Raw genomic sequence first — 23,680 nt, forward strand, 5'->3', positions numbered from 1 at the left:
GCGCGAATCGGTGTTTTCTCAACAACATCGCATTACATGGCCACGCACTGGAAAGTTGTCCGACTGTTCGCTTATTCGGCATCTCTCCGAGCTGGGTTGTGGTGCTGACCCGATCAGCCGGACTGCAAGGCGGCTATCATTCAGCAGGATTGGCGCGGGTTCTGGTGTGATCACGGAATAGATAGGAACAGGCGTTCTCGTTCGCAAGTAACACCGAGGGCTTCCCATCTTCAACGATTCTCCCCTTTTCAAACACCAGCACTCGTTCCATGCAGGAGATTGTTGAAAGACGGTGGGATACAACGATGACAGTAGCGCCAGGAAGCAAGCCTCGTAATTTTAGAAGCAGTGATTGCTCCGATACCGCATCGAGGCACGATGCTGCCTCGTCCAGTATGAGAATCCTCGGGCCCATCAGAAGTGCTCTGGCGATGCTGAGCCGCTGCCGTTGTCCGCCCGAAAGGTGTGCTCCGCCGGGCGCAATCCAGTAGTTCAGCCCCAAAGGAAGCGTTCGAATCCATTCACCGAGTCCGACGCACTCCAGTGCGTCTTTCATCTCAATCGGTGAAGCCGCGGGCCTGGCAAACCGCAGGTTATCGGATAACGTCCCATCGAAGAGGGCTGGATACTGCGGTAAGTAGCAGAGATGTTTCCGGAGACTCGTGAGGTGTATATGCCGAACATCTTCACCGCCAAGTTTAATCTGCCCGGAGGTTGGGTCGTAAAGGCGCGCTAGAAGTTTTACGAAAGTGCTCTTGCCAGCGCCATTCGCTCCGGCAATCGCGATTTGCTCTGCCTCTCCAATCTGCAATCTTGAGATAACAAGGCCAGGCTCTTGTTCGGGATATGCAAAGCGGAGGTCCAGGACGCTGATACTGAAAGGCCTTCCGGGGAGAATAGGAAGGGCATGAGGTTCATCCATTATGCTCGGATATTTTGCCAGTGAGAATTGGACCTGACGAATACTGCCAAATGTCTTCTGCGCGCGCACGTAGAGTTCGGCGACACCACTCAGCGGTTCGAAGAGCTGTGTGACATAGCTGAAGAACGCCACCAATCCGCCGATGGTCAGCGTCCCTTGCAGAACACTCCATCCGCCAAATCCGATAACTGCAGACATGCCCATTACAACAGCCATGCTCGTGAAGAAGGCGAACCAAACGCTGATTCGGAAGACCTGTTCCTGCGAGCGGTTGCATCGCGCCAAGAAAAGAAATGCCTTGCGTTCCTGGCGGTGCTCCTGCCGCAGCAATTGAATTGAAACGACTGCGGCCAAGTGTTCCTGGAGGAAGCTATTCCACGCAACCCGGTCGCATTGCATCCGGTCCGCACCGCTTCCAAGCTCCCGCCTGAAATGATTGCGCGTCAGAATGAACACCGGGATGAGCGGCAACAGAGCGACTGTCATCCTGACGCTCAACAGGAACATTGCCGCCAGCGTCAGAGTGGTAGCCAGCAATGTGCGCAAGATTGACGGGAGCAAGTCGGAACCAAAGTATGCGATTTCATCGATGGGCTGATTGAGTGGATATGCGGCAGTGCCCACCGGTGTACTTTCATGGTAATCGGCTGAGAGCATATCCAGATGCCGGAGCACCCTCATCCGCAAATCGATAGCCAGTTTTTGGGAGGCGCGCAGCGTAAGGTAGTTTCCAATGCCAGCGAGCAGAGTTCTGCCCTGGCTGGTCAGAAAAATCAGCACTACGGCCAACAGGAGATACTTCGTTTGATGAGCCGGCAGAACGTGGTCAATCAGCCATTTAAGAATGAGCGGCGTTGAAAGCGCCAAAACACTGCTTCCCGCGATGCAGATGAAACTCGCGATGTGCCATGCCAGCAGAGGGCGAATACGACGGAATAACCAGCTGGCTTCAGACCGAAGATGGAAGGGCATGAGGTCGAGGGCTTCAGGATCTCAATTGCAGGTGCATGAAGCGCGTATTGAGAATAGGAAAACAACAAGCACCGCGATAGTTCCATGAGCGGACTGTTCGCAATAGTGTCGGGACTTGCCTATTTCTTGGACAATTGGGTGCACAGGTCATCTGCGAGATAAGTGAATTCGTTCGCAAAATAGACAATTGACATCAAAGCTTTCGCACGATTGTGACAACCTCACCAACGACCTCCACGTCCTGACGATTCTGAACACCCGGAGGATGATAGGAATCTATCGGGCAAGGATGAACCGACAACTGGCCGCCGTCCCTGCTGCAGCACGCACAGAAATACCCGCCATCGCGCCGCAGCAGCACATAGAGCGGCTGCTGGCAGAGCGGCTTCGAGCGAAAATTAAAGGGAGTCTTCTTGCATCGATTCACGACCACCAGCAAACTGCCCCGGAGGTATGGATGCAGGGGATTCTTTTCGGCGCCCGTCCAGAAGAAGTCCCGGAGGGAAATGTCTCTTATGCCGGTCATTTCTTTTAACGATCCTCGAAGGAAAAGAGGGAGGCCTTCAAATTCTCGTATCAAGGCACGCAGCAGTGAATCATTGGCTTGCGCGTTCGATGCCCGAACAACGCCATCTTTTGCGTTGAAGTCGGGCCGGGTTAGAAGGTGCGATGGAATCCTCTCCTTTCCCAATGCAGCCCCATTGATCCCCGCCGCTTCAAGAAACTCAGGGAGTTGCAGAGCATAAAGTAGACATAGAGTCATAACCTTGTGGACGTGCCGAGGAGGTGCGTCCTGAGCTTCATAATCCGAGAGAGAACCCGGTGCTGCAAAGAACCGGTCATCTCCCAACTCGTCGGCGACCTGCCGACTCAAAACCGAAGCGTCCCTGAGAGACAGTCCAGCCCGGACTCGGGCTCGCCGGAGTAGCCGTCCAAGCCCAATATTGATGCGGCTTGCATTTTCCATCTTCCAACTGTCTACCCGGTCTGCTGGAACCGTAGGTTGCTCAACACTTCCGAGGCGGCGAATCTCCATATCGGCTGTACCAATGATTTGCGCGTCATCGGGGATGCTCAACTCGGCAGTAGGGAAAGGCAATGCTTCGCTGATGGGCAAGATTCGGTTCTTCCCCAGGAAGTTCAGGCGGCTGCACCACAATCTCTTCCCATGTGCGATCAGGAATATCTTCTTTGACTGGCAGCTATATCCGGCAATTGGAGTTCTTTCTTTCACAGCAGTATCGACGCGAACGATGCTGCCAGGAAGCAGAGTTGGGAAGGCTAATGCATCGTGACGACCAATCTTCACATAGAGAAAATGTTCTCCTTCTGCTTTCCAAATCGATTGCAGACTTCGCGGCGAAGAACGCGCGATGAGTTGGCCCAGCGGAACAATTCCTTCGTGCGGAACGTTTTCGCTGGCATCACGAAACCAAGGAATCAATGACTCAGGCCGGTCAAGCGAGGAGTCAAGCAGCACGGTCCGTTTCGCCGGAAGGAGTATCTGGAGACGCGGTATGTCCTCCAGATCGAAGCCAAAGACACGCAGCCAATCGGCCAGTTCATATCCGGATAGTCTGCTCAGAGCACATAACTGATAGAGGCTTGGGCTAAAGAATCCACGCCGCAGATCGTTGTAGAGATGGTGAGGAATGTAATAAGGCGCGGATCTTCCATATACGGAAGCTGATTTCTGGGAAATGGAATGAAGGGTTAGATGCTTGCTCTCCAGAACAGCTTTCAAGCAATCCGCTTGAGCTGAAGGTTTGGCATTGGAATGCACAGGACCACCTCTCCGCCGCTGCATTCCGATCCCTGGACCCTGACAAAATGTGAGATCCCATCGACTCGTCTATCACAACAGACTGCCGCAGCGACCCGTCCTGTATAGCGTTCAATCTTCACTTTAGAGACAAATGGGAAATTGCTGTTCGGACTTGCGACCGGCCAGACTTAAATGAGTCGGTCCGACAAATACATACGTCCGTTTCCAGAAAAAATATAGGCCGCCGTTTTGGTCGGGACTACGACCATCTGCGAACGTGGCTTTGTACCTTTGCGCAAGATCGCCCCTGTCCGCACAGAAAACTGCGGTGCTCATATCCATAAAATCTCGTGCTGGCTAGACAGTGCATCCCTTTTCCGCTTAGAATTTGGCCCCCGATGTTTGCTTCGACACCGAGCCCGGAATCAGGACAACGGCTCAGAGCGGAGCGTTTGCGTGTACGATTGTCCACGCGTGACGTTGAGCGCCTGAGTCAAGCAATCGCGCGCGAAAAAGGAAATCAGGAGTACTACATCTCGCACGCCTGGCTCACTGAAATCGAGCACGGCAAATTCAAGCCCAACATCTACAAACTCTATTCACTCAGTGCCATTTACAAGCGCGCCTACCATGAGATTCTTGCCTTCTTTGATATCTATATTAAGGATATTGGCCGGGAACAGATTACGGTGGGTCTGCCGCACACTCATCTTGTAAATTCCGTGACCGACGGGGACGAAATGGCGATCCATGCCCCGCTGGAGTTGCGCCAAAGAGTTCAACTTGAGAAGACGAACCTGGTCTCGCAAATGTTCGCGCGGTGGGGAGAAGTTCCGGTCGAGCTGCTCCAGCGGATGAACTTGCAGAACTCTCTATACGGGTACATCGGGATCAACGATTACACGCTCTATCCGATGATTCGTCCGGGATCGTTTGTGCAGATCGATGCGCGGCAAAGAAAGCTCAGCGCAGGAACTTGGAAAGACGAATTTGACCGCCCCATCTACTTCGTTGAACTTCGTGACGAGTATGTCTGTTCGTGGTGCGAGCTCCGTGGTAAGAATCTGTTGCTGATCCCTTCGCCCCAATCACGGGAGTCAGTGCGACAGCTTCGTTTCCCAATGGATGCAGAGATTGTTGGCCGAGTAACTGCCGTCACAATGAACATCACGGAAGTTGCAAAGTGAACCACACCCTGAACCACACCCCCTCGTGCTGATATTGAGCGCTTTGCCAGACCACGTTGTTTCCGCTCTGGTAAGTCAAGGTCAGAATAATAAATCCAGAAATAATCGATTTGTTTGCTTGTATTTACCTTGCGCGCTTACTTTTCACGCTGTTGACAACCTCGAATCGAGATTGCAGCCGACATGTAGTCGTAGCTCCGCATCGCGTGCATCATCAACGTAGCGGCCAAGAAGATTTTGTCCTCGAACGACTGGAGATCACCCAGCTTTACTGTCCGCATCCAGGTATCGTAGTGCCGAAGCGATTCAACTCCAGTGAGAATATCGCCGATAGCTTCCTGTTTGCCGTCCTTTATACCCCTCCAATCAGATAGACGTTTCCAAATTGCTCTTAATTGAGGGAGCTGCTGGGGTAATCAGCAGCTCCTGAGCCTATCCTTTAACATTCGGGCCGATTCCAGTCAGCCCCGAAACATCGTAGCAAAAGTCTTCCTATAAAATTCGAACAGTTTCTACCACCATGACGGCGCCGTAGAGCACCGTTCTAAGCAGAGGCACTATCTGGGATATCGATCATTAGGTCTGGGGCATGCCCACGAGTAATGGCCACCATCGGATTACGACTGGAAGCAAACAAGATTCATGTTCGCTAGGTTTTCCGAGTCGTAGTTGCTCCGGTGAAGTGCCATGCGGATCAGTTCTCGGCTTTCATCACGTACAGTGTCAATCGAACTAAGCGGTGGAAGAACTTGAGTAGCTGCCGTGAATTCGTCAGTTTCTATCCATGCCGCATCTTTGAACCTACCCTCAAATCCTCGCTGAGAACATTAAATGTCAGGTTGAAAGAATCATTCTGTAATTCGCAGCGATACACGCGAGGCGGAGATGTTCTGAATCGGGTCCCTTGCTTTATACCACGCGAACAATCTTCGCCGACTATCGGTGTCGCTGATCTTGGCTCCACCATTCGAAGCGCAGCGGTTTGTTGTGCACGAATCGTCCGCGAGGTGACGTAGCGAGGTAAACGGCCCCCAGGTGACGCCCACGGTTCTCTTCGATGTTGATTCTCATAGATCTCGGGGCTGGTTACTCTTCACGGAGGCTGGTGCATCGGAGCTGGCTCTGTCAACAAGTAGCGGACCGAAGTGGAGCCTATACTCGACCTTGTTGAGGGTCACTCTATTGATGCACTGTACTGCAACCGAACCGTCGGCAACGGGTCTGCCGAAGAGGGCAAGATTTGAGATTGTGTTCTTGCGAGCGTGTTCACGGATTCCCGGGAGTCTACGATGCGAGATGCCAAATGTTGTCTCGAACGGCGTTGCACCAGTACGGAGTAAAGTGAAGTATGAAGGGTATACGAGCCCATCGAATCCACGCTTCTGCGCCGCACTGGCGATCTCCCGGCTTATCTCGTATGAGTGGCGACCCGCGAGGAATAGCATGTGCAGCGCCATGTCCAGGCTCTCAAATTCAGTGACATGTTCTTCCCAAAGTGCTTCAGCCAAGTTGAGCAGTCTGAGCCTTCTTCGTGGCTTGAGTGTTGCAATATAGAGCTCGTCCTCAGCGGCAACACGACATTCGTGCAAGCATACTTCGAGGTCCTGAGAGCCGTAAAGAATGGGGAGTTCGGCCGTGTCAAACCGACCCTCCCCCAACTTTTCCTCCGGGGGAGGGTCGTACTCGTGGAAGTCGCTTGGATGCGCTGGAGCTTTTCGCAGCCGGTAGAAGCATTCGTCAGTATCTAGAATTCGCCCCGGATATTCGTTGAGGATACGTGATATTACACCCGCCCTCGTGTTGAGTTCTTGCAGCGCCTTCAGGGGCTCTACCTCTCCTACCATCCAAAGTCGTGGGCCGTAGTGGAAGAACCCGACTTGAAGAGTTCTCTCAATAAGTCGAAGATCCGGTTCGAGCCAGGGCGCCACATTGATCGATGTTGGCCGGCGCTTATTGAACTGCACTACCGGAGAACCCCCGTATTTCAATCTCTGTATGGTTCCCCACACAAAAAACTGTTGAGTTAGCATTGCAGCAGACTTCCTACTCAGCTTCATGCCATCTTGGGAGCCACAGTTCGGGCACTTGGACATATCCTTTTGCCCGATGCGCGCGGAACTCAAGCGCAAGCCTTCGTCAAGAAAGCAATCAGAACAAAGAAGCGGTGCTCCTGAATCGTCGTCGGCGATGAGCTCTTGAATATTGCCTCCCTGCCCCTGGAGCACGTACTCAAGGGCGTGCTCGAAGCGCTCGTCACGTGCAGCACGTCGCGGCTTTTGAGAGCTGGCAGCCAAATCCTCCCGAAGCAGACCCTGCAGGTCGGCGTCGGCCCAGAGTATGAAGTCGCGGGCGAGATCGACCGCAGTAGCCATATATCCCTTATCCACATCGTTCTCTTCTCCTCTACCTCGATTGCTGACTCCAATGCGGCGATACGATAGCGGGGAGACATCGGCATGAGACGAAATAAACCGGAGATAGGCGCGCCCGTTCTGATCGAGTATTCCCATTCGGTCTAGAATTTGGTCCTCGGTTAGGATGCTCGTCCTATCCCCTTTAATGAGCGTCTTCTGAAACTGATCTGGTAAGCGCGCGAAGTACGAGTTAGACGAGAGTTCCGTACGAATTTCGTCGGCTGCTACCAAAGTCATCGGTCTTATGCACGGCGCCGAAATTCTGAAATAGCTGCTGACGTTCCTTGCATTCTCGCAGCCGCATGACAAGTATCCGCGCGCGAAACTCATCCTCACCAACACTCTCTGTGCCCAAATAGAACATCATTAAGCCGGATTGAACATTAATAGGGAGGCGTAATGCGGATCTCCATTCCCGACGACTCCGAGGACCTCCGAAGCATACGCAGGGAACGCCCGCCGGAACCCGCACGACAGCCAGAGCCATTGCTAGAGCCCGGACCGCTCGATCAGAGATTCCAATGGGGCGATCAGGCAGTGCCAGTAGCGACGCCAGTCAAGATACCTAACGGCCATGTGCGCTGCTAAAAAGTAACAAGGCGCATTACGAATTTGCTTGCTCCGCATTGAGAAACTCTGTTAATTCTTAGCCTCCCCCAAATGATTCTGAATTGCGCTTGAACGCCGGTGCAAGATGCTCGATCTCCGGAGCCAATCAGTGATCGCATTTGCACGAGAAGCGTTCGCACTCCAGTCACCACTCGTGGCGTACTGACGGATACTCTCGGCAAAATACCCAATATTTCGACGGAGAAGCACCATGTTTTCTTGGTACGCCAGAAGTGTTGCCACAGGTTTACCGTTTGGATCGTCAGTCTTCCATCGTCTGTCCTCTTTCTCGGTGTTCATACTGTTGCTTCTCTGCCCTGCAATTCTCAGCGCGCAGTCCGATCCAAACAATGGTGCGCCAAGTCCATTCACCCCTGTGTCGGCCTCGGGGGTCGACACGGTGAGTCTTATTAACAATCAACTGCAAGTACATATTCCGCTTTGGTCCTTCAAGCAGCGCGGCAATCTAAAATTGGATTTCACTCTCCGTTATTCGACCCCTACCTACGAAGTTGGCAAGGAATGTGACGTTCCGAATCAGCCTTGCTGGTATACATTCCACGGTGATTTCTATGGGGGTGTTACCGTAGCGAGCAATCTCGACGTCAGTGTGCAAAAGGTGGTTCACGTAATCACGCAGGGAGGAAATAGCGGGACCACAACGGATGGATATTACTGGACGGTGACAACCGCGGACGGCGCGACGCACGAAATGGCCAACGTGGGGGGGCGGGATTTACCGGTCAACGGATGGAACAGGATGGAAATACGACGAAACATGGGGAAAACTGTACGACGCGGACGGGATTCAGTACGGATTCTACAATGGATCACTGAGAGGGGTATACGACACCAGCGGCAATGCCATCACGCTACAGTATGATTCCCTGGGAAGGTTTACCGGCTGGGTGGATACATTGGGCCGAAACATTCCTGCGCCTCCAGGCCGAAACCCCGCGCAGCTGTTCGGTACTGATCCATTTTCCGCTTCCGACGTGGATGCGAGTGGATGCATTGGTTCACTTCCCACCGCAGCCAGCTATGGTTGGACAATCCCAGGTTATGAAGGTCCGGTCACGATCAAAATGTGCGTCGCAAACGTCCACGTTGCATCCGGCTTTAGTCTGCCGTTTACAACGAATCCTGTGGGAAATCAGCAAGATATTCGCGATGTCGGGATGTTGCAAAGTGTAGTTCTGCCTGCGCCGGATGCGAATGGCCAGAAAGAAGCGTGGACATTTCAGTACACTCCACTGGACGGTTCTGCGGCGAACTTTGGCGAGTTGACAAAAGTGACACTGCCGACTGGAGGCACGCTCTCCTATGTATGGGACAACTCCGGATACAAGTACTGTGGGAAGTTCCTTCCGTCTTACATATTGAATGCATATCCGAAGCAGTATCTTATGGCACTTGTTGGGCGTTCTGTTTCCCCCGACGGCGTGACTCAGAACACGTGGAGTTATGCTGGAGCACCGCAAAGCACGCAGACAGGTTCTCCAAATTGGACAAACAACGTCTACGACCCCACAGGGGCACATGTATCCCATGCCTTCACAGGCCTATTAGATGCGTGTTCTCTTTACGAAACCCAGGCGGACTACTACGATGCATCAGGCACTCTCCTGCGCACCGATAAGACGAACTACTCGGCACAAGCTGATTTCCAGGATTTTCCCGATGCAATTACGCACGCCATGGGTGTACTTCCGACTAGCAGGACTACGATTTGGTCAAATGGGGCGACGAGGCAAAACAATTATTCGTACGATTCAGGCGGAGGTTTTTCTGCTGCCTCATACAATGGCGGGGCGACCGCGACGATTCCTTTTGGGCTGATATCCCAGCAGACCGATTCAGACTACGGGATGGGTTCTCCTGGCCCTACTCTGAGGACGATCAATTCGAACTATCTTGCTCTTTCTGATGCAACAACATTGACGAACAATCTTCTCAATCTCAAGACGAGCACATCTGTAATCGATGGCGTAACCGGAAAAGTTAGCACGACGAATTACGGATATGATGAGGCGGCTCTTGTCTCCGGAAATGCCGCAATCTCAACCACGGGTGGCTGGATAGGAACCACGCCAGTTCTTAACGGAAAGAGTGGAAACCTGACCAGCATAAAGCGGTACTGGGACACAAGCGGGGCTTACGTTACCACCAACAAGACTTACACAGACACGGGCGAGGTCGCGTCAATTACCGATCCGCTCGGTCATAAGACCACTTTCGGCTGACCTGCTCCCCTAAATCCGCACACAACCGAGTATGATTTCGGATTCTGAGTTGATCCGGGAAAGGGCGGATTTATGTCGAGGGGCAAGCACACGGAAGCGCAGATGATCGGGGCGCTGAAGCAGCTAGAGGCCGGACGCAAGGCGGAGGACGTAGCCAGAGAAGTCGGCGTTTCGAAGCACACGATCTATGCCTGGAAAGCGAAGTACGGCGGCATGGATGTGAGCGAAGCGCAGGAAGCCAAGCATTTGCGCGACGAGAACACGAAGCTGCGGAAACTGGTCGCCGATCTCAGCCTGGACAAGGAAGCGTTGCAGTCGGTGATCCGAAAAAACGGATGGAGCTCGTAGCCATGAAGGCGGCTGTCGAGCAAGTCCGGCAGGAGTATGCCTTCAGTCAGCGCCGAGCGTGCGCCTTGTTGCGCGTGGCAGTATCGAGTTTCCGCTACCAAACGCGACGCTCAGATGAGTCGTTGCGAACGCAACTGGTCGAGCTGGCGCGGGAGAAGCCTCGCTTTGGTTATCGTCGGCTGCACGTGCTGCTGAGTCGCACCGGTGAAACGGTGAACCATAAGAGAGTGCATCGGGTGTATCGCGAGGCTGGGTTGTGCTTGCGGAGAAAGAAGCGTAAACACTGCACGCGCATATCGCGTCCATTGCTTCAGTGCACGGCAGCGAACCAGGAGTGGGCGCTGGATTTTGTGCACGACGCGGTCGCGGCTGGCCGCACGATCAGGGTGCTGAGCATCGTCGATGGCTACACGCGCGAATGTCTGGCACTGGAAGTCGATACGAGCTTTGCGAGCCGGCGCGTGACCCGCGTGTTGGACGACATCCTCCAGAGGCGCGGCTTGCCTCAATCGATTCGTTGCGACAACGGACCGGAGCTGACCAGTCGACACTTTCTCGCCTGGTGTCTTGAACGGAAGATCGAGTTGGTACACATCCAGCCCGGCAAGCCAATGCAGAATGGACGCTGTGAGAGCTTCAACGGTCGTCTGCGTGAAGAGTGTTTGCGAGTCAGTTGGTTCGAGAACTTGTTTGACGCACGGCGGAAGATCGCCAACTGGAAGAAGGACTACAACGAGCAGCGCCCGCATAGCTCACTAGGCTACAAAACGCCTATGGAGTTTGCGGCAACAGCAGGTAGCCGTGGAAAAGATGCGGGCTGCGCCCGCTTGGAAAACGGACAGCACGTTTCCCACTTTCCCACCGCTACGACGGCGGTAAGTTAAGTTGTAAGATCGTGCGGAGAATGGGGGCAGGTCACGGCTACAGTGGAAGCTATGACGGAGCCTACTTGACGTCGGCTACCGACCCGATGAACCACCTCACCCAGTACACGTACGATCTCAATTCAGGATTGAAGACAAGCAGGACAGACGCGAACAATCAGGTCACCACGTATGGATATGATTCGTCAAATCGACTTACGTCCATAACTCATCCTGGGGGAAGCCATAATCTCGCGAGTTCCACTGCTTACAGTTATCTTGACTCTAATAATATTCAGACCACAGAGCTCTTGAATGGCAGCATTTCTCTCACGGACACCGCGACATACGATGGGCTGGGAAAAGTGGTTCGAACACGCCACGGCGACCCGGAAGGCGACACCTTCGTCGACACTTTGTATGACCCGTTGGATAGAAAGCAGTCTGAGTCAACTTCCTACAGAAGCACGTCAGATCCGACCTACGGCGTAACGACCTACGAGTACGACGGTCTCGGACGTACAACAAAGGTGAAACACCCTGACCAGACGTTTGCGACAACGCAATATGCTGGAGCGACGGTTCTGTCGACGAGTGAAAGCAACGGGACGACTACGCCTCAGAAGTTGACCAGAGTAGACGGGCTGGGCAGGCTGATACGAGTTTGCGAGGTTATCACCTCCGCAACGCCACCGCAGCAGGCTGGCGATACCGCCTCTGACTGCGGGATGGAGATTGCCGGAAATGGATTTGTTACCCAGTACACGCAGGGCATCTTCGGGCTCTCCCATGTGACGCAGGGAGTGCAAACGCGCTCTATTTCCTATGATTCACTCGGTCAAGTTACGGATTCAACCAACCCAGAGTCGGGCCATATTCATTACACCTATTACAGCGACGGCACGGTTCAGTCGAAGACGATGCCTGCACCGAACAGCAGGCAGCCTAGCACTGACACGGTGACCACATCCTATCAATATGATGCCGATCATCATTTGACGCAGAAATCATACTCCGGAACAGCGGGTGCGAGCGCGGTTGTGAATGCCATGCCAATCGCCAACTACAACTACGGCGAGTCGTCCGTCGATGGAAAGGGAATTGAAAATCCGGCGGATCGTCTTACCTCCGAATCCACAATCTTAAATGGCACAACACTGACGAAGTCGATCTATTCCTACGATACGGTTGGCCACGTTGGGAGTCACTATCAGTGCGTTACGGGCAGCGGCGGAAATTATCAGGACGTGGAGTATTTCTACGACGGCGGAGGAAATTCCACGCTGATCTCCTCCGCTCAGAATGGCTATTCCATCGACTATAACGGAGCCGGGCGAATCAAGAAGGTGTCGCCGATGTGGCTCCCAGATTCGAGCCACCCCCAATATATACTCAGCGATGCCACCTACGCGCCAAACGGGGGGTGGAGTACCGCAGTATTCGGAAACGCCACCACGGAGGACTATAGTTATTCGCCACGGTGGCTAACGGGTATGCAAGTCAGCGGGCAAGAAGTTACTGCTGCAGCACAAGCTGCCTCTGCCACAATCTCGATTGGAGGGACGGAATCGTCAAGGCAGGTGCAAACCAGCTCTGCAACACCGGCGGCTGGTTCTATCGCCGTCTCTGGCTCGGAGCACAATGTGCCAGGTCAAAGTGCCACCGCAATCCTTGCAATCACTGGAGTGGAGCAATCCACTCAGGTCGTTAATGTAAGTGCTAAGCCGGGAATAGGTACGGCGACGATCAGCGGAACCGAAGTGCAGTACGACTACAACTGTCACTGGGTCGGTAGACCAGTTTATGACCTGGTATGTAGCACGGCGTGGGATAGCGGCACCGTGGCTGTGACGGTGAATGGATTTGTGGGTTCTACCGCTTTTGGTTCAGGGAGTACTTCGGCCTCAATAGCCACTAACCTGGCGGCGGCATTGTCAGTTTCGGGTTCGCCAGTAACCGCCACATCCAGCGGATCGACTATTACGATCACATCTAAACAGACTGGATCTGCAACGAATTATTCCACGTCCGTCAGTGTCACCAGTCACACGGTAAGCTTTTCAGCAAGCACCGGATCGTCACTCACGGGCGGAGCAGATGCAACTTACACGACGGTGTACGACACAGGCTCAATCACCGCATCCGTCAACGGATTTGCCCGCTCGGTGCCATACGGTCAGGGCACCACAGCTTCGGCGTTGGCGTCGGCTCTTGCAGGTAACTTTAGTTGTGCCGGCGGCGCCCCGGCGAGTGGTACGCCTTCCGGTTCTTCAATCGTTTTTACTGCGTGCGCTCCGGGAACCTCGGTGAACGGTTACCCAGTGTTGTACAGCTCATCTTTTGATTCCGCACACTTTAGCTCACCTTCGTTCACGGCTCCCGCAACCACAATGGCTGGAGGGATTAACCAAGTCTGGGATACCGGATCAATCAGCGTCACGGTGCCAGGCGGATTCGTGGCCACAGCCAACTATGGACAAAACGATTCAGCAAGCTCGGTTGCCGCGAATTTGCTGACTGCCCTCAACGGCGCGGGCTCAACAGTCTCGGCGACACTTGCTGGTAGCACGCTGACTATGACTACAAAAGCCACCGGCATTTCGACAAATGGTTCCATTGTTGTCTCAGGTACCGGCAACTACCCGAACGACTTCACCGCCTCAGCCACGGCATTGTCGGGAGGAAACGATACGGGATTGAGCACGGAGTACGATCAAGGGCAAGCGACCGTGACCGTAAATAGCAATTCGGTATCGGTTGCCTATGGCCAAGCGGATACGGCACAGACTATTGCGCAGAGACTTGTTTCCGCAATCAATTCCGGAGGGCTGGGAGTGACAGCCGTTAGCCCACCACAGGGATCAACGAACATCACTCTTGTTGCGACTACATCCGGGATCTCAGAAAATGGCCTCGAAGTCCGGACGGCCATAACGACCTCAAAGCCGGGCGATTTCCCTGTATCGTTCACGGCAACGCCAAGCGATACTTTCTTGACTAGTGGCGCCGATCCGGTTGTTAGCTCTCAGACAATCTACAGCTTTGGTCTGGGGCATGCCGACAACGGTCAGATTACTAGCGTCGCAGACACAGCAAACGGAAACTGGAATTACAAGTTTGACGATTTCAACCGCCTTATCACGGCGAATCAAGTGGATCAGAATGGCCAGACCGTGAATGGTTATGCATGGGACTACGACCGCTATGGTAACCGATGGCACCAGAACGTCACAGCCGGGAACGGATATTCTGCGATCGTGCCAATCGACGTGAATACCAATCGCGGGAGCTCGACCATGCAGCACGATATTGGCGGCAACGTGGTTTTTGATAGCAGTCACAATTACACCTTCGATGCCGAGAACCGGATCGTGCAGGTTGACAGCGGCATTCAATACATCTACGACGCCGAAGGCCGCCGGGTGGGTAAGTCGGATGGGACGGTTTACGTAGTTACCGCTTCGGGAGATGTGCTGGATGAACTCAGGGGGAGTTCCTGGGTGAGGAGCGAGATCGCTCTAGGCAGCCACCACATTGCCACGCTCACAAATAACGGGGTATTCTTCACCCATGCCGACTGGCTTGGCACCGAGCGGGCGCGTAGTACTGCCAACGGAGTTCTTTGCCAAACGATCAGCAGTCTACCGTTTGGCGACGAGCAGACGAAGTCGGCCCCTTCGGGCTCGCCTGCATGCGATCCAACTCCGAACTTCTTTAGCGGCAAGCAGCGCGATACCGAATCCAATCTGGATGATTTCGGAGCGCGGTACTTCAGTTCGCAGTGGGGACGCTGGATGAGTCCGGATTGGTCGGCTTCCCCCACAGGTGTGCCGTATTCCATATTGGAGAACCCGCAATCGCTGAATCTCTATGCTTACGTTGGCAATGATCCGATCAACGGGCAGGATCCAACGGGACACGCAGATTATTGCGGAGCCAAGGGAATTATGTGCAATTTCGTTAATTGGGCCATAAACAAAATGGTGGGACCACCGCCTCCGCCTCCCCCTCCGCCAGCGGCGCAACAGCATAACTCAGTTCAAGGCTCTGCATCAGGTAGTCTTGCAAAAACCACAAACGTTGATGTCAAGAGCGGAACAACTACAAAAGTGAGCGTGGTGGGCGGTGAGGTCAAGGGTTCGGTTGATAACAAAGGCGGCAATGCCAGCGCCAATGTTCATGGTCTAAACGCCACTATCACGACGGGACTCGATGTCACGGGTAAGCCGCTTCCTGTGAATGGTCAAGTTGCTGTTCAGTCCTTTACGGCGTCGGGATCAGCTCAAGCGAGTACGTCTGGTGTGGGGGCGAGTGGTGAAGCCACCGTGTTCCACGCCCAGGGAACGCTGAATTTTGGATCTTTTCAAATAACGGGTGGCATGAACCTTGTCGGCGTTGGCGGACAGGCAAAAGCAACCTGGGGAGAAGGCAACAAATCGTTAACGTTTGGACTGACCGCGATCGTGGGTGGAAATTTTTCAATCTCTTACAAGAATGTGAATGCCTCTGTATCGGGAACTCAACAATGAAGAAAATACTTGCGATTGCTGTAACTGTGATATTCGTTGCGTCTCTTTCTTTCGCCCAAAACAGCCAGGGTGAAATTAAGGACTTGATTCAGTCATTCCAAGAGACGGTGCAAAAGGGCAAGTCTCCAGCTCCGATGCTCAGTCCAGGTAGTCCCAATCCTGATGCCCAGATCAAGCGGCTGAGAGAACCATTTAAGACTTTTTCGATCAGGTATGACGTGAGCGAACTCTCCCTAAAAGGAGCAGACCGCGCTTCGCTTCCGGCAACCGTCGAGTGGAGCCGTGAGGATTCCAACCTCACGCGACACGCCACGCTGGAATTTAATCGGGTGAACGGGCGCTGGTACTTTGCTGATTTCAACTTCGTCAAGTTTCCTTATGCTCTGTTCATTTCAATTGCTGTGGCAGGCTTCGTTGTTGGAATGCTGATACTTGTCGTGTATCTCAGGTTACGAAAGAGGGCGAGTACTGCGATCGTTTCCGGCAAGTAGAATGCGCCCTGAAGGCATTTAGAGTCTAATGTCCAGCCCTCCCGGAGTGAATCGCTGAATCTATATGCTTACGTCGGCAATGAGCCGATCAACGGGCAGGACCCGACGGGGCATGCGGATTTTCGCCGAGCCACGGGATTTGCGTGCAATTTCATTAATTGGGCTCACTGCTGTCCAAATTAGCCGGATTTGAGGTGCGGGGGCGAGGAATGTCGCGGCATTTTCAGGCTTCTGGGGCAGGTTGGCGGTTCTGCTGTCCAAGTTGCTTGACTAAGGGAGTGGCATCTGCCGTGCGGCGGGCGCGAGCAGCGGAGGTGGCTGAAAAGGCTGATCGATCCAGTCGAATAAGTCGCGGTAGACGAACAACTGCTGGCGCAGCAGAGCGGCCAGATTGGACAGACGGGTTTACAGCCATTCGAAATGCGTATCGACTACGCAAGAACGGCTCAAGTTGGTCGGCGGATGAAGGCAATGGAGGAATGGCCAGCTATCGAGCAATGAGCAAATTGGCGGGGCGACTAGCTTATACCTCGGACTATTTCGTAGCCCTTACTCCCGGAGGCACAGGATGCAATCATGATCCAGCCCGGTTTTAGCAGAGGAGCACCGACTATTGGAAGTAGTGCAAATGCCGTGATTGGGAGTGCGATGGAACGTGTTTTCTTTAGGCCACGGTTGGGTGCGCTGCGAACATTCCAAATACCGATTTCTGAATTACCGAATTCGAAACCTTTTAGAAGAAGGACGTTGAAGGGTACGTTGGATCTTGATCTTCTGTAGCTTAGGGGACGCTATACGGCCACCGAGGACGTCTAAGTTACTGAAAGCCTGCACTATGTTTTTGACACGGAAGTAGAGGGCATCAAGGCGGCGCGTATTCTCGCTTAAGGAATCATGGATTATAAGGTCAATGCACGTGAGAGCCTTAAGGCTCTTGACGACGGATTAGTCGACTTCCCAACACTGCGTGGCTGGAAGGCGATGTGCGGATCTTACACTTTAGATCTTCTTGACGCCGTACTTGCCACTGCTAGTACAGGTTCGAAACAATTCGAGCGAATCGAGACCATAGACCCAAGGTTTGTGCTCGCTGAGGCATGGAGCTCAGAACGCCTCATTGCAGCACAGGACCGACTGACCCAAGGCATTGAAGACGGGCCGATTAGAGTCAATGCTGTCGAATTCTCTGGATTACCAAGATACTTTTTCGTGACAGATGGAATGCACCGCACAGTGGCAGCTAGACTCGGCGGCAGATGTACCATCCAAGCCCTTGTACGAGGAGCGTGGATTTGTAATCCTCAGCATATTCGAATCGTCAGGAAGTTTGCGTACTACTATCGGGTTGGACGTTGGGAGCGCGCGGCCCACCAAGAATGCGACGCGGTGATCAATTTGCTCGAACTTCTTGGGGTCTCGGTGGAACGCTCGGTTCGTGATAACGCGCTCCATCTCCTAAAGGCTGCAGTGCGACCGTTTAGCAAGATATTGAATGTGCGTTGAATGGCATCGCTGGATCTCCTCCGCGGCTCTTTGCAATGTTGAGTGAAAAACCGGGGCCCATTTCGGAGCCCATTGCGCGCCGAACGAACTCCAATTACAACGTTGCGCTTCGCACAAGTCTTTGATTCCTTGGCTACTCCAGAGTGGAAGCCGCCCCTGTTAACCGAAGGGTTGTAGGTTCGAGTCCTACCTGAGGAGCCATTTTATGTCCAGACCTGTCCATAGCCGTCCAAATTCCTAATAAAATCAATAACTTAACAAAAGAGGCTGTCCAGCCTTGTCCAGTCCAGAGCAGTTGAATCCAAGGCTCCACCGGGTATATACCAGAACTACAAAACCCGGTGTACTGGGACTGGGGGGCGAGAATGGCCTTCAACAGACTTAACGATCTTCGCGTGAAGAAGGCGGTGGCGAAGGCGAAGCCGTACAAAATGACCGATGGACACGGGCTCCATCCGAATGTCACACCAGCTGGAAGGAAGTACTGGCGTGGAGTGTTTATCGCAGAGACCACGAGACCGTGGTGTCGATAGGCGAGTACCCCGCAATGTCGTTGAGTCAGGCCCGGGAAGAGCATCAACGGCGAATGCAGATTGTGCGTGCCGGGGGCAGTCCAACCACCAGAGCGTCAGACGGACCCCTCAGGCATGTCACAGCTACATTCGGTCAGGTGCAGATCGAGTGGCTAAAGGTTTGGCGGGAAGGATTGGACCCCGACTACGTGGCGCAGGTGGAGGGCCGCCTGGAGGCCGATGTGCTGCCGAAGCTCGGGTCACGTCCGATTGCTGACATTCAGGCCCCGGAGATCGCCGCTGTCGTTTCCGCGATTGACGACCGAGGCGCAAATGAACTGGCCCGTAAGGCACTTCGGACCATGATGTCCGACGCAACCCAGCTGCCGACATCCGCCCGGGAGACTTCCTACGCAAAGTTGTCACGAAGAATCATGCTCGCGTAGAAGATTCCAAGATACCGAAGCTGCTACACGACATCGAGCACTACACCGGACGCGAAGTGACAAAGTCGGCTATGCGAATCATGGCCCGGACGTTCACTCGAACAAGTGAGCTGGTGCAGGCACCTTGGAGTGAGATTGACCTCGACAATGCTAGGTGGGTGATACCGGCTGAGAGGATGAAGATGCCTACGCCTCACATCATCCCATTGTCGCGTCAGGTAGTGGCCGAGATGCGGAAGCTGAAGGATCTGACCAAGAATGAAAGATGGCTGCTACCGAGCGACTGGCATCCAGAGGAGTGTAGTCCACTGGTGCAATCTTGGGAGCCTTGAGGCGAATGGGTTACAAGGGTATTATGACCGGCCACGGATTCCGAGGGGTTGCGTCCACTGTCCTGCACGAGCTGGGGTACGACGAGGCCCACATCGAGGTCCAGCTCGCACACCTTAAGAGGAGCAAGAATAGGACGAGTGCAGCGTATGACCACTCGAAGTATCTGGAGCCGCGCACGAAGATGATGCAGGACTGGTCCGACTACCTCGATATGCTGATGCGACTCGCGAAACACAAAGACCCCGATTACTGAACGTTTCGCATTCCTCTGAACTGCCCAGGAATTCAATGCAGCGCGTGAACAGTCTGGTTACCGGCAGAGTTCGACGGTATTGCTGATTGCACTTTCAGGAGTTAAATTCAGGAACATTGCTATAGCTGTTTCTGAGAGATCGGTCGTTCGCAATGCCAAGGAGAACACCGCATGTATCTTGCGAGTCTCGCAATACAGAACTTCAGATGCCTGCAAAACGTGACAGTTGCTTTTCAGCCCGGCTTGAATGTCGTGCTGGGCGAGAATAATACCGGCAAGACGGCACTCCTCGATGCCATTCGCATAGTACTTGGTCTCGGAGCAGACAGACGGGAGATCTATCTATCTGAGGACGACCTTTTTCATGATGCATCGGGACAACGAGCGTCCTGCTGCCTAATTACAGCTACATTACGAAATCTTTCTGAAGAGGAGCGCGGCGGATTTAGCGCTTGTCTTGCTCCGTCTCTGGGCGGAGACGTTGCCGTTATTCATGTCCGTGGCGACGTGGTTATGCAAGGACAGAAGCGCCGGTTTCGGTTCAGGGCGTGGGGAGGTGAAATGCAGGGTGAAGCCATCCCTCCCGAGACGTTCGAAGGCTTGCGTTCCGTATACCTTGAAGCATTGCGAGATCCGCGCACCGGACTCCGTCCGGGGCGTATGAGCAGGCTGGCTAGATTGGTTCAGGCTCTCACCTCTGGTGATGAGGACGAGCAGCGGCTGATCGAGATAGTCAAGTCCGCCAACAACAAAGTCGAAACTGATCAGCTTGTTCAAACCGCCGTGAAAGCAGGCATCCGCAAACGGGTAACGCCGCACACCCTGCGTCACAGCTGGGCCACGCATCTGCTGGAAGCTGGAACGGACCTGCGCACGATCCAGCTCCTGCTCGGCCATGGCGACCACAGAGACACGTCGCCATGAACATCCGATCGCCACTCATCAACGCACATCAGTCCGCCGAATGCCGATTCCAGCCAGTTTACAGGCCTCGATGCCGAATCAACTGACGATCATGCCAGCTCCAAACCGATTCAAACCCCATAGCCTCCGATAGCCCACCGCGTCCACCGCGCCAGCGGCTTCCTTCTCGTCTCCTTATCGAAAACGCCTCGGGAGCAAAGGCACGTCTACACACAAGTCTGCCGCCGAGGCGTTTCCGATCAAGGCTAGCGACCAACCGTCAGGAAGCGATTGCAGCCCAGCTATCCCCGGAAGGACTCTTCCGACACCTCGACGCGGATTGGCAGAGCTACGCGCGTCAGGTTGAGCAGGACGGTTTGGGTCTTCTTTTAACGCCTGTGCTTGGAATTGTGCTCACCCGTTGCGCACGGCGTGACGCGATACCGACCGTGATTCGGGATCTGCGCGAAGAGTGGTCCGACGCTCGCCGAAAGGTTTGGGACTTGTTGGATAGCCTGCGCAGAAGCACCACGTTGCGCGACGCATTGGAAGTACGCAAGGCACTCTCGGATGCGTCCCGGTTGTTTTCACCCATCAGTACGGACGTGGGCACCCGCCCGATTCGTATTTTCTGGGAGATTGTGTCCGCAGCGTCCGCGGGGGCGGCAATTGCCCAAGTGTCCGGCGGTAAGCCGTTAGTTGCTGCAACAACGGGCATAATCGGCAAAGTCGGACAGTCACTTCCGAAGCTGCCCGAATTTGGCGCTACGCTCTTCGGCCGTGGCGCGTTCGATCTTGCACAAAGGGTTCGGAGGGGAGCAGCGAGTGTTGAGCTGGGTGCTCTGTCTGCTCTCCTCAGCGCTCCCGAAAAAGAGGAACTCGGGCTGCATTAAAGGATGCTGTCATTCGTCCGTGTTTTGCCTAGCCGTCTTCGCTTCGACCGCATAACGAGGAACCTAAGCCCGGGGGCAGATCTGAATTCTCATATTGCGTCTCGTTACGAATCGAGCTTCGTACTATTATGGTTCAACTCACTTTGTTGCAGCTTTAGATCCTCTCTGGCCACGGGTCTACCCCCAACCTTCGGCAAGAGCTGATTGCGCTTTGCTGGAGGCCCAACGTGTCCAACAACCTCAAGAACGTACTGAGAGGAGCTCGAAATCCGCATGCTGTACTGTCGCGCTTACGAGACGAGATTTCACCCGAAAAGCTACCGCCAACTATTTGCTTGGCTGCCGAGTCTAGCTGGTAAAAGGTCGCTACGGCCACTAAATCCCGCGTTCCCAAGCTCCTACGATTATCTGATGCCGCAGTCGGCTGCTTTGGGTCCTATCCCGTTGGGTCTAGAGTTTCTAGACTCCCCTCAGCGAACGCCGCATGAGAGAACGACGCTGGTTGGGCCTCAAGAGCTGGTCGGGAGGAATAGCAAACAGGAATTCCATGAAATCACGGTCGAGATACGGAAAGCGCTTTTCATAAAGCGCATCGGCCGCGGCACCATTGAATGAAAACTGTCGTCGGAGAGACTCAAGCGTATGCATATTGTCCTGAAAGCTCGGCAGAGGTCCCCACACTCGAAGTCGCCGCCGATTGCAAAGTTCGCGTGGATATCTTCTGAGGAGAGCCGGAGATATCCAGGACGGTGGAGCTCTGTGCAAAGGAAGGTTTGCAAGACGCATCGGAAGAAAGGTCTGAACCATCTCGAAAAGCAATGACGAAATGGGTTTCCTGTGAGCAAATGCCCACGCAACCATCTGCTTGGACCATATGTGAAGTTTTCCTCGCGTGAGAAGATCGGCTAACCCCGGAACCGGATCGGGAACGGCACCAAGCACCTCATCGCCGCCGATGCCGGAGAGTAGGCCCCGGAATCCATTTGAGAAAAGTATTTCTCGGATCTTCTGCCCACTAAGGCTCTCACGGAATGCGGCGCCGGGATGCCAGGTAAACTCGCACGCTCGCGTAAATGAGAGTGAGCCCTCACCGCTCACGTCTACATGGAAGCCAGCCCTACCTCGCTGTTCTTCAACCTGGACAAAGAAAGCCCGTTCGTCCCAGTTCGGTTCGTCGTCACAGTAGTAGGAAATCGTATCTACTCGCGGAGTAACGCCGACAGTGTGCTGCTGGACGTAGTCCGCCATGCATACAATTCCGGAAGAGTCCATTCCACCACTTAACTCGGCGAGAATGGGCGTATCGGATTGCAGCCTGCGGCGGACAGATTCGCCAAAGGCAGTACGGAAATGTTCTTCGTATTCGCCGTCGGAACGATACCGTATTCGTTTGGCTGGATTGAAACTCCAATACTCCCGTACTACGACCCGCCCATCGCGAATCTGGACGGCACTCGCCGGTGGAACAGAAAAGATTGCGTCGTATGGAGTGAGATGAGTGGCAGGAAAATATCCAAGCCATCCAGCGAGGTATTTCTCCTGTAAGGCAAAGGACCGGCCAGAGAAACGGACCAGAGGCTCAAGCAACGAACTCCAAACCACCACAGAGTCGTTCGATAAATAATACAATGGGAGCGTTCCCAGAAAGTCCTTGGCCAGAACCAAACTGCGTTCAGCTTGGTTCCATACAGACAACGTCCAGTCCCCAATGATTTTTGGCAGACAATCGGCACCGAAACGCTCGTATACCGCAGTTACAATCGCGACGTCGGAGGAATCGCCCACGAGATCGCCACCGGATGCTCTGCAAAGTTCTTCGCGATTATCGAGACGCCCACTCCACATCAATAGTGCGCCGCATGGCAAGGAATAAGGCTGCACGGTTTGGCGAGGTCCTGAACTTGTGCATAGCGTATGGAACAGAATTATGCCGCTGCTCAATTCACGGCGGCCTGTACCCTCAGGTTCCTTCGGGGCCATGCATTCCGAGATACTCCGTACATATTGAGGATCGATGGCTCTGCCGTCGAGATTGAATCTACCGAACATCGCACCCATGGCTTATGTCCTCCCTTGAGACAAGTTCAGCAGCGATCCAAAACCTGATAAATTTCGTGCATATAGGGCTTGTCATTTACCACTGTGCCATCCACCTCTACCCAGGCATGTGCCCGGAATGGAAGAAGCTGAGCACCGACGACCATCTCGGCGGCTACTCCTGAGCGCCGGAGAAGCCGCGTAGTTGCGGCCGACCTTTGCAAACAGAGAACGTGTTTCGGGTACCAGACGCACGCCATGTCGAGCGCTTGGCAGACTTGTTCACTTGAGTAACGCCGTAGCGTGTTTGTCTCACATGTGCGGACACGTTCATGGAGCATGGCAAAGTCTCTCCGCCGCAGGAAGTGCCCGCACAACAGAAGTTCGCGATAAGCAAGCAAAATCAGAAACGACATGAACGGTCTCCCTGTCACTGAAGAACAAAAATAGTGTGAAT

At 53.9% G+C, this 23,680-nt stretch carries 17 protein-coding genes; 12 read left to right on the plus strand and 5 right to left on the minus strand.

Features of this window, described 5'->3' with window-relative positions; all coding sequences use genetic code 11:
• Positions 1 to 136: 136 nt before the first annotated feature.
• Both AC6IY8_RS19270 and AC6IY8_RS19275 read right to left on the minus strand, forming a co-directional pair.
• Positions 137 to 1,894 (minus strand): ABC transporter ATP-binding protein, encoded by a 1,758-nt coding sequence (locus AC6IY8_RS19270; protein WP_497776469.1) that lies wholly within the window; start codon positions 1,892 to 1,894, stop codon positions 137 to 139.
• Between the two features lie 193 nt (positions 1,895 to 2,087).
• On the minus strand, positions 2,088 to 3,638 hold the full coding sequence (locus AC6IY8_RS19275) for a hypothetical protein (protein ID WP_497776470.1): 1,551 nt from the start codon (positions 3,636 to 3,638) through the stop codon (positions 2,088 to 2,090).
• A 485-nt stretch (positions 3,639 to 4,123) separates the two neighbouring features.
• Here AC6IY8_RS19275 and AC6IY8_RS19280 point away from each other — a divergent pair, with 485 nt between their 5' ends.
• Positions 4,124 to 4,846, plus strand: a complete 723-nt coding sequence (locus tag AC6IY8_RS19280) for a hypothetical protein (RefSeq protein WP_497776472.1) — start codon at positions 4,124 to 4,126, stop codon at positions 4,844 to 4,846.
• Positions 4,847 to 5,913: 1,067 nt separating this feature from the next.
• Here the strand turns inward: AC6IY8_RS19280 and AC6IY8_RS19285 are convergent.
• Entirely contained in the window at positions 5,914 to 7,233 is a 1,320-nt protein-coding gene (locus AC6IY8_RS19285; protein ID WP_497776473.1) for an RES family NAD+ phosphorylase, read from the minus strand.
• Between the two features lie 1,553 nt (positions 7,234 to 8,786).
• On the opposite strand from AC6IY8_RS19285, the gene AC6IY8_RS19290 reads away from it, so the two are divergent.
• The 11 genes from AC6IY8_RS19290 (at position 8,787) to AC6IY8_RS19340 (ending at position 21,186) form a co-directional block, all read left to right on the plus strand.
• Positions 8,787 to 10,112, plus strand: a complete 1,326-nt coding sequence (locus AC6IY8_RS19290) for a hypothetical protein (protein ID WP_497776474.1) — start codon at positions 8,787 to 8,789, stop codon at positions 10,110 to 10,112.
• 72 nt (positions 10,113 to 10,184) lie between these two features.
• Positions 10,185 to 11,344 (plus strand): IS3 family transposase gene (locus tag AC6IY8_RS19295; protein WP_497776476.1). Its coding sequence is split into 2 segments (ribosomal slippage): positions 10,185 to 10,437 and positions 10,437 to 11,344, totalling 1,161 coding nucleotides; the frame shifts between segments, so codons are not numbered across the junction.
• Between the two features lie 20 nt (positions 11,345 to 11,364).
• Entirely contained in the window at positions 11,365 to 15,852 is a 4,488-nt protein-coding gene (locus AC6IY8_RS19300) for an RHS repeat-associated core domain-containing protein (RefSeq protein WP_497776478.1), read from the plus strand.
• Positions 15,849 to 16,343 (plus strand): hypothetical protein, encoded by a 495-nt coding sequence (locus AC6IY8_RS19305; RefSeq protein WP_497776479.1) that lies wholly within the window; start codon positions 15,849 to 15,851, stop codon positions 16,341 to 16,343. Before AC6IY8_RS19300 ends, AC6IY8_RS19305 begins: the two co-directional genes overlap by 4 nt.
• An 894-nt stretch (positions 16,344 to 17,237) precedes the next feature.
• Complete coding sequence (locus tag AC6IY8_RS19310) at positions 17,238 to 17,846, plus strand: hypothetical protein (protein WP_497776480.1); 609 nt, start codon at positions 17,238 to 17,240, stop codon at positions 17,844 to 17,846.
• A 365-nt stretch (positions 17,847 to 18,211) separates the two neighbouring features.
• Complete coding sequence (locus tag AC6IY8_RS19315) at positions 18,212 to 18,379, plus strand: Arm DNA-binding domain-containing protein (protein ID WP_497776481.1); 168 nt, start codon at positions 18,212 to 18,214, stop codon at positions 18,377 to 18,379.
• A gap of 14 nt (positions 18,380 to 18,393) precedes the next feature.
• A complete protein-coding gene (locus AC6IY8_RS19320; RefSeq protein ID WP_497776483.1) occupies positions 18,394 to 18,804 on the plus strand; it encodes a phage integrase central domain-containing protein in 411 nt (136 codons plus the stop codon).
• A gap of 56 nt (positions 18,805 to 18,860) precedes the next feature.
• Entirely contained in the window at positions 18,861 to 19,136 is a 276-nt protein-coding gene (locus AC6IY8_RS19325; protein WP_497776485.1) for a tyrosine-type recombinase/integrase, read from the plus strand.
• Between the two features lie 5 nt (positions 19,137 to 19,141).
• Complete coding sequence (locus AC6IY8_RS19330; protein WP_497776486.1) at positions 19,142 to 19,390, plus strand: tyrosine-type recombinase/integrase; 249 nt, start codon at positions 19,142 to 19,144, stop codon at positions 19,388 to 19,390.
• 171 nt (positions 19,391 to 19,561) lie between these two features.
• Positions 19,562 to 20,314, plus strand: a complete 753-nt coding sequence (locus AC6IY8_RS19335; protein WP_497776487.1) for an AAA family ATPase — start codon at positions 19,562 to 19,564, stop codon at positions 20,312 to 20,314.
• Positions 20,315 to 20,670: 356 nt separating this feature from the next.
• Entirely contained in the window at positions 20,671 to 21,186 is a 516-nt protein-coding gene (locus AC6IY8_RS19340; protein WP_497776488.1) for a hypothetical protein, read from the plus strand.
• A 459-nt stretch (positions 21,187 to 21,645) separates the two neighbouring features.
• Here AC6IY8_RS19340 and AC6IY8_RS19345 read toward each other — a convergent pair whose 3' ends face one another.
• Both AC6IY8_RS19345 and AC6IY8_RS19350 read right to left on the minus strand, forming a co-directional pair.
• Positions 21,646 to 23,244, minus strand: a complete 1,599-nt coding sequence (locus AC6IY8_RS19345; protein ID WP_497776489.1) for an asparagine synthase-related protein — start codon at positions 23,242 to 23,244, stop codon at positions 21,646 to 21,648.
• 26 nt (positions 23,245 to 23,270) lie between these two features.
• Positions 23,271 to 23,639 (minus strand): lasso peptide biosynthesis B2 protein, encoded by a 369-nt coding sequence (locus AC6IY8_RS19350; protein ID WP_497776490.1) that lies wholly within the window; start codon positions 23,637 to 23,639, stop codon positions 23,271 to 23,273.
• Between the last annotated feature and the right edge of the window lie 41 nt (positions 23,640 to 23,680).

The sequence above is a fragment of the Koromonas soli genome (assembly GCF_059726265.1).